The following is a 7,191-nucleotide window of genomic DNA, read 5'->3' as shown; positions in this document are numbered from 1 at the left end:
TTCAACCCGCACTTCAATTTCTTCCCCTATACGCATTCCTTCCTGCGTGCGATGCAGCCCGTGCCACAGACCCATGCCTGCCGGGATATCCAGCGCGACATTTACTATTGGGAAACGCTCGATGCCGCTGGTGCGCCGCGCATGGTTGCGGCCGAATGAAGCCGCTCACGCTGCCCGTCTTCGGACTGCTCCTGCTGACCCCGGTCATGATTGCTCTCGGCCAGGTCCTGTTCAAGTTGACCAGCGGCCGCCTCACGGCGCAGGCTGGGACACCGTTCTACACCGTCGCTTTCAACCCGATCTTCCTGCTGGCGCTTGCCATCTATGGCGCCGCCACGCTGCTCTGGATACATGTCCTGAAAACGGTGCCGTTGTCCTACGCCTATTCCTTCATGGCTTTGACCTTCGTGCTCGTCCCGCTAATGGCCGCCCTCTTCCTGAAAGAGCCGCTGACCATCAAATATGCCATCGGCGCCTGCCTTATCATTGCCGGACTTTTCATCGTCCAGTCCTGATCCGGAGACCTGATCCCGCTTGCGAAAATGCAGCATGTTATCGCGAAAGTAGCTTGAAAAGCTGTCGCCACATCATGAATGCCGTCGGCGGACCTTTGTGGGTACCGGTCTGGCGGGCTGCTGAAAAAGCCTTGTCGCACATGACGACAAAAGGTCCTTGCGCGACGCTTCGGTAACCCAGCGCTTATACCGGCGGAGACGACGAAATCGAAGCCTTGTGCGGCGCACCCCTTTGCGCTGGACCTGATCTTTGCATAACCGCAGATTGTAATATCAGCCAACAGCGACCCCGGGCCAGCGGTCATCAACCGAGGAAATCAGCCTCCTTTTTCAGCGTGTCTTGAACATAGAGCTTCACGATGAACACTGAGAGGACCACCAGAATCGGTGTGGCGAGCAGCACACCGAGTGATCCAAATAGCATGCCGAAGACGAGCACTGCGATAAGATTGAGCGCAGGCGAGATCGACGCGGTCTTCTTCTGAATAAGTGGATAAATCAGGTTTGCTTCCAACTGAGAGATCACGAGATACGCGATCGCCGTCCACAATGCGGTCATCGGCCCCACCGTGAACGCGACGAGGATACCGGGAATTGCGGCGACCAGCGGACCGACCGTCGGCACGAATTGAGCAATGCCGGCAATCAGCGCCAGCCCGATAAAAGCGGGAACACCTAGCGCCCAGAGCGTGATCGCCATAAGGACCGCGATTATCACCATGTCGACCGTGATACCGAGAAGCCATTTCTTCAGTGCACGTGCGGAAGCATCGAGCCCTTCGCCGACCCGGGCATCAATTCCCTTGGGAAGCAGCAGCAGTGCACCATTGCGGAACGATCCGGCGGACGTGGTCAGGAAAGCGGCGATGAAGAACACGAGCAAAGCAGTCGTCAGACCCGAGGCAAACGGGAGAGCATACCCGCCAGCATCCGCGAGTGCGCCTTGAAGCGAATTATCCGAATTCCCTGAGGCGATATTGTCAATTTCCGAGATCAGCCCGGCACCGAGTGGATCGGCCTGCATCGTTTCTCTTACGCGGCCCCAGGCTTCCGGCAACCGTTCGATCACGCCGGACACTTCCCCGGTCAGCTGGGCACCGAAGAGTGCAAAGACGGCAACCAGGCCACCGATCAGGGAAAAGGCCGCTATCGCCAGCGCGGCGGGACGCGGTAGCGGCAGCGGAATCAAGCGTATCAATGCATCCGCGATGCCGTGAACGGCAATTGCCAGAAGCATGGCTGCAAAGCCTAGTAACACAGCGTCGCGCGCTGCCCACAGAGCTAGCACGAGGCTGATCAGCAGCAGCGCGATAAGCAGACGGACCGTGAAGTCCGAGAGCGATGTCGGGCCGGTCAATGCGCTTGGTCCATGTGTGTCCCCCGAATCCTGCTCCAAACTTCCAGCAACGGCAGCACAGTTCGAAACCCGCGCATTCAAACGGGTTAAACATTGGTTGGTTCCCGATCTTTCAACCAAAAATCTGCCTCGAGGCGAGGTCACCCTGATCTTTCGGGTTCCTGATTGACAGTTGATCGGATCTTGCAGTGACAGCGAAATGCCTTTTTCGACTCAGATTGTCGTCTTGGTGCCATTTTCGACACGTGGTTCCGCTTTTCGACGTATCGTGGAATTGTACCTTTCCGACGATGCCTGAAAAGCAGCACACCCGCCGAGACGGCCCTCTTGGGATCAATTGTGCCCTGCCAACATTCTAATGCGGATGGAGTCGGCCATTCCGAAACGCGCAGATAGTTACTATTCCCGATCTGCCTCATGGTCGCTGACGGGGAACAATTGGATAAAAATGGTGCCGCTAAGGTGACTTGAACACCTGACCCCCGCATTACGAATGGCGTCCGGACATTGCCTTAGAGCCCAATATTCAATAATATCTGACTTCTAGTGCACCTAGTGTGATCACGACATTTCGCTCAAACTTTATTTTGTAGCGTTTTTGCGTGTCAGTTGCGTGGCAGCGCCAAAGCTTCTGGGTGTATGAAATATCCTAATTATCGTGGATGCCTAATTACTACAAACTGCTTCGGGGAAATTCCCCTCGGCCATGGAGGTAAACGCAATCGAGAATTGGACATATCTACCGTCAGAAGACATCTTGGAAGCACCTCAGCACTAAGCACGCGAATTTCAGCGCCGACTCAGGTCACGCAGGGAGCGGGTTCTCCATAAGCTGCTTGTCCCGCAAGGAGATCGAGCGCTCGTGGAAGCGATCGAGGCTGGTCCTGTGAGCGACCGATATCACCGTCGAGTCTTTCAATCGTTCTTTCATCAGGCTGTAGGCTTCCTGTTCCAACACCGGGTCTAGCTGACTGGTCACCTCATCTAGGAAAGCCAACGTCGGCCGCTGGAGCACCAGCCGGGCGATTGCAAGCCTCTGGACCTCACCCCCGGAAAGCGTGCTGAGCCAGACTATTGGCCGATCCTGGAAAGCGAGAAGATGGGCCAGGCCCAAATGGCTGAAGACTGCCACCACGTCGTCGCTGGGTATATTTTGCGAATACAACGGATACTTCAGCAGGGATTCGAGACTGCCACTCGGAAGATAAGGCCGTTGGGGAACGAACATGTGCCTGCCTTCAGGCACAGCTATTTGTCCGTCGCCATAAGGCCAGAGACCAGCGATCCCCTTCAGGAGGGAAGTTTTCCCGCTGCCGGAGCGACCGCGGAGCAATACCCATTCACCGGGCTGGACGTCAAAGCTTGCCCGATCGAGCAGGACATCCCCGCCCGGCCGGAGCAGAGTGAGATTTCTGCACGTTAACGCATCCGATCGCGAAACGGTCGAAAACTCGATGTGGCTCTCTGTTTGTTGCACTCGATCAACCGCGGCGCAAAAGCGCTGAAGCCGGTCAATTGTTGCGCTATAGCTAGCCAGCTTGGTGTAGTTCTCTACAAACCAGGATAGATTCTCGACAACCTTGTTGAGGGCGTTTGCAGTCTGAAACACTCCGCCCAGCGGAATTCTTCCGGCAAAATAGGCCGGCGCGGCGACGATAAGCGGAATGACAAGATTGGCCTGTGCTAACCCGGTAACGGAAAGCGTGACGCGTTTCGTTAGATTGACGATTTGCAGGAAATTGAACCAGACATTCTCGAAAACACCTGCCAACTCCTGCTGTTCGCGGGCCTCGCCGCGATAGAATGCAACACCTTCAGCATGTTCGCGGAGCCGCATCAGCGCGGCACGGAAATCCGCTTCGTACCTTTGCTGCCTGAAGTGAAGGTCAACCAACCGGCGCCCTATAAAATGGGTAATAGCAGTTCCGGCAACTGCATAGAGCAAGGCAATCCAGACAAGCGATCCGGGCACGGCCAGACCGAACAGAGGCACCGCATCGGAGAGCCCCCACAGCAGGACCACAAAGGATACCATCGAAACCACCGTCCCGAAGAGGCCGACCCCCATCTCCAGGCTTTCCAGGGTAAAGAGGTTTACGTCCTCGGATATGCGCTGGTCCGGGTTGTCTGTCTCCTGGTCTTCGAGTTCGAGCAGATAATAGGCTCGCTTGTTCAGATACCGGCCGACAAGCTCCCTAGTCATCCAGGTCCGCCAGCTAAGCTGAACGCGCTGCCGGAGATAGAGACCATAGATAGAGGCAAGGACATAAACAACGAGCAGCGGCGCAAACCCGATCGTCAGCACGCCCTCCTGACTAATGTCCCAGGTCAGCAACAGCGACAGGAACGCCGGCCAATCCTTCTGCTCGAGCGCATTGAACAGACCTCGCTGCCAGTATGTGAACAAGACGGAAGTGCCCACAATTGCTAGTGCGCATATAAGCGCGCCCGATAGCAGCCTGAAAGCCAGCCATCTTTCCTCACTTCGAAAATATGGCTTAGCCAACGCGAATGCAGACCTCACGGCATACACGATATTCTGCCTGCCACCACTCATGCGCACACGACCCCCTCGACCGAACATTATTTCTGTGGACCGCTCTTATGAGTTCGCGTATCCGAACCGCTCCTGAAACGACCGGAAGCGGTTTCCGATATCGTCCACAACATCCTGAGAAAGCTCCGCTTTCCACCCTCCCGCAGTGCCGGCGCGCGCATGTCCGGCCCGCAGTCGGTCGCCGATATATGTGTCCGTCTGCCCGTACGAATGGTTTATTTCGGACAAGGACGTCCGCGAGACGGCGCGCTCAACCGCTGCCTCGTCGACACCAATCCGCCAGAAACTGAACAGCCATTGAAGCGTGCCCGCAGCGTCCTGGATCATATCCTCATACCGGACGATGGGTATCGCCCGCGCGCTCAAATAATTGATCCACCGGGCAAGATCCCCGAAATGATATTGGGGATTTCCCTCCACACGCCCCAGGAAATAGCCGTAATAGAATGACGAAACGTCCGGGTACCGACTCATCTTGAAACCTGACTGGTGATCATTCCTCAGTGCCTCGTGATACCAAGAAATGACGACATCACGTAGATCTCTCACGAGTGCCACGCCACCAATCAAACTGACAGAATGATATGCCACTTCCACATCGGCGCCATGCACAAGATAGAGATGCTTGTCGGTTGATATCCCGAGAGCCTCACCGACCATAGCCATCAGCCAGATTGTGCCGGACTTCGGAAAGCTGTTTATGAAGAAACGCTCCGGCGGCAAAATGGCCTCGGGGGCCTTGTAGGCCCGACTATAGGAGACGAAACACTCCTCTACCGGTCCGCTCCGCACCAGGCTGCGCAGGTAATCGCCCCCTGGCCTGCCGCCTCGACCTATCGCTTTCAGGAATTTGAGACCATCGACGACAAACACACGCGATACAGCATCGATTTCCGGGCGCTCCGCGTCGCCGAAAACCAGAATGACATCGCTCGCCATCGGCGGCGGCGCATCCGGAATGATCTGAACGATGCCTCCGCGCCCCTCCCAAACGACATATTCATGGATTGCACAGAGAGTGATCCGGCGAAGCGTCGGGTGCACACCCACAGCTGATCTTATCCTCGCCAGGACGACATGCAGTTCATCGTCCGGCGCCACAAAATAAATGTTCATGCTATAGTTCGCCCGGTATTCACTATCCGGCTCCCGGCGCCTCCCCCAGAACTGGCCGTTCGACAGTGTTCGATTAGTTGTCCCATTTTGATGTTGCAACGCAAACGGATATTTGCAAGCATTTATTGGGGGGATGCGCTTTCCTCCTTTGGATAGATATACAGGAGCCAGAAATGGGCAAAATGACTGCTAAGATCGAGATCGCTCGCAAGGCCTTTGCAGCGGGTCAACTCGCGAACTACAAACCGCTCGCTTCCATGGGGTCAGATTCGGCTCAGGCGACTGCAACGGCCTCTTGGGGTCCGGCAATGCGCCGCTAATCCATCCATCCGGGTCGGCCATGCCCTGATCCATAAGGGGGGGCTGACCCGGGTTTCCCATGATTGATCCGGGCCGCACTTAAGGGCCTTTCAAGAAGATCTATTTCTCCCAGATGACCTATGGCCCAATTGAAATGGTTGTCCTGCAGGGCACCTCTTATTGCAATCTGAATTGCAACTATTGCTATCTTTCTGAAGCAAGTCGTCGCGATGCCAGATCAATGTCGATTGATACCATCGAAGCGGCATTCCGTGCGATTTTGAAGAGCCAATTTCTTGGACACAAACTGAGAGTAAGCTGGCATTCAGGCGAGCCGTTCGTCATGAAATCGGCCTATTACCGGCAAGCGATCACGGCGATTGACGCCCTTGTCCGGAATTCTTCCCGGGAAGATCTTCAAGTGGATTTCGATTTCCAGACGAATGGCACGCTTGTCAACGATGCCTGGGTTTCCTTCTTCAAGGAATATGAGGGGCGCGCGACGCTTGGCATAAGCTGCGACGGCCCCGCCGCCCTGCATGATCGCCACAGAAAGAACTGGTCCGGTAAGACGTCTCACGCCGCTACTGAAAATGGCATGCGGATGCTCGGCGATGCTGGCATTGATTTTGATATCACCGCCGTCGTTTCACCGGACGGCCTGGATCGACCGGATGAGTTCATTGCATATTTCGAGCCGTTTTCAGACAGCATCCGGGAGTTCCATTTCAACCTTCACGATGAGTTTTTCATCTCCTCAGGTGATACCGATTTGATTGAGAGCTATGCGGCGCGATACCAGCAGTTTCTGACGCGGCTCATCGAAACCTTGTCCGCACCAGGCCGCCGTCATCCGAAGATTCGCAACTTTTCGTCCTTCTACAATCGCCTGTTCGTTCCGGAATCCGACCGCCCGCGCTACGACGCGAGAAGCATGTGTGAGCCGTTCAAAACGGTAAGCATTGAGCTGAATGGCGATGTCACAACCTTCTACGCCGGCTTAACTCTGGACGAATGCCGCGACCTAAAAAATCTGTACGGTGACAATCTGGGGTTTGTGGTCGGGAACATTCTGAACCAAAGCCTCGATGAGATTGCCGCCTCGAGCAAACTCAAGAAGATTGAGCATGATTTCGAGACGAGTCATTCCGCATGCGAACGCTCATGTGAGTACTTTGATGTCTGCTCAGGCGGCTATAATCTGATCAAGTATCGGCGATTTGGGAGTTTCGACTCCACTGAAACACCGGAATGTAGAGTGCACGTAAAGGCCTTTGCCGACACGGTCCTTGCGCACCTCGAGGATGATCTCAACGTGCGCAACAGCGCTGCGGAATAGCCAGGTG

General features: G+C 55.5%; 5 protein-coding genes. 2 read left to right on the top strand and 3 right to left on the bottom strand.

The genetic code is table 11. From position 1 onward, the window contains the following. Positions 1 to 155 precede the first annotated feature (155 nt). Entirely contained in the window at positions 156 to 515 is a 360-nt protein-coding gene (locus VR74_RS05325; RefSeq protein WP_045695010.1) for a hypothetical protein, read from the top strand. 304 nt (positions 516 to 819) lie between these two features. On the opposite strand, the gene VR74_RS05320 is transcribed toward VR74_RS05325, so the two are convergent. From VR74_RS05320 to VR74_RS05310, 3 genes are all read right to left on the bottom strand, one after another. Then, a complete protein-coding gene (locus VR74_RS05320; RefSeq protein ID WP_299949656.1) occupies positions 820 to 1,872 on the bottom strand; it encodes an AI-2E family transporter in 1,053 nt (350 codons plus the stop codon). 805 nt (positions 1,873 to 2,677) lie between these two features. After that, positions 2,678 to 4,429 carry an ABC transporter ATP-binding protein/permease gene (locus VR74_RS05315; RefSeq protein WP_045695014.1) on the bottom strand — a complete coding sequence of 584 codons (1,752 nt, stop codon included), beginning with the start codon at positions 4,427 to 4,429 and terminating at the stop codon, positions 2,678 to 2,680. A gap of 45 nt (positions 4,430 to 4,474) precedes the next feature. After that, positions 4,475 to 5,545: a sulfotransferase domain-containing protein gene (locus VR74_RS05310; RefSeq protein ID WP_045695008.1), complete on the bottom strand. Its 1,071-nt coding sequence runs from the start codon at positions 5,543 to 5,545 to the stop codon at positions 4,475 to 4,477. A gap of 433 nt (positions 5,546 to 5,978) precedes the next feature. On the opposite strand from VR74_RS05310, the gene VR74_RS05300 reads away from it, so the two are divergent. After that, the gene (locus VR74_RS05300; protein ID WP_045695005.1) at positions 5,979 to 7,184 is read left to right on the top strand and encodes a radical SAM protein; all 1,206 of its coding nucleotides are present in this window, start codon (positions 5,979 to 5,981) and stop codon (positions 7,182 to 7,184) included. Positions 7,185 to 7,191 lie beyond the last annotated feature (7 nt).

It is taken from the genome of Hyphomonas sp. BRH_c22, assembly GCF_000961795.1.
GTDB lineage: Bacteria > Pseudomonadota > Alphaproteobacteria > Caulobacterales > Hyphomonadaceae > Hyphomonas.
Note: the sequence above shows the minus strand (reverse complement) of the source record. Positions and strands in the feature narration are given on the sequence as shown.

Excerpts from the sequence above, each read along its gene's own strand:
- VR74_RS05310 (WP_045695008.1), bottom strand. The coding sequence starts at position 5,545 with ATGAACATTTATTTTGTGGCGCCGGACGATGAACTGCATGTCGTCCTG.
- VR74_RS05315 (WP_045695014.1), bottom strand. The coding sequence starts at position 4,429 with ATGAGTGGTGGCAGGCAGAATATCGTGTATGCCGTGAGGTCTGCATTC.
- VR74_RS05300 (WP_045695005.1), top strand. The coding sequence starts at position 5,979 with ATGACCTATGGCCCAATTGAAATGGTTGTCCTGCAGGGCACCTCTTAT.
- VR74_RS05325 (WP_045695010.1), top strand. The coding sequence starts at position 156 with ATGAAGCCGCTCACGCTGCCCGTCTTCGGACTGCTCCTGCTGACCCCG.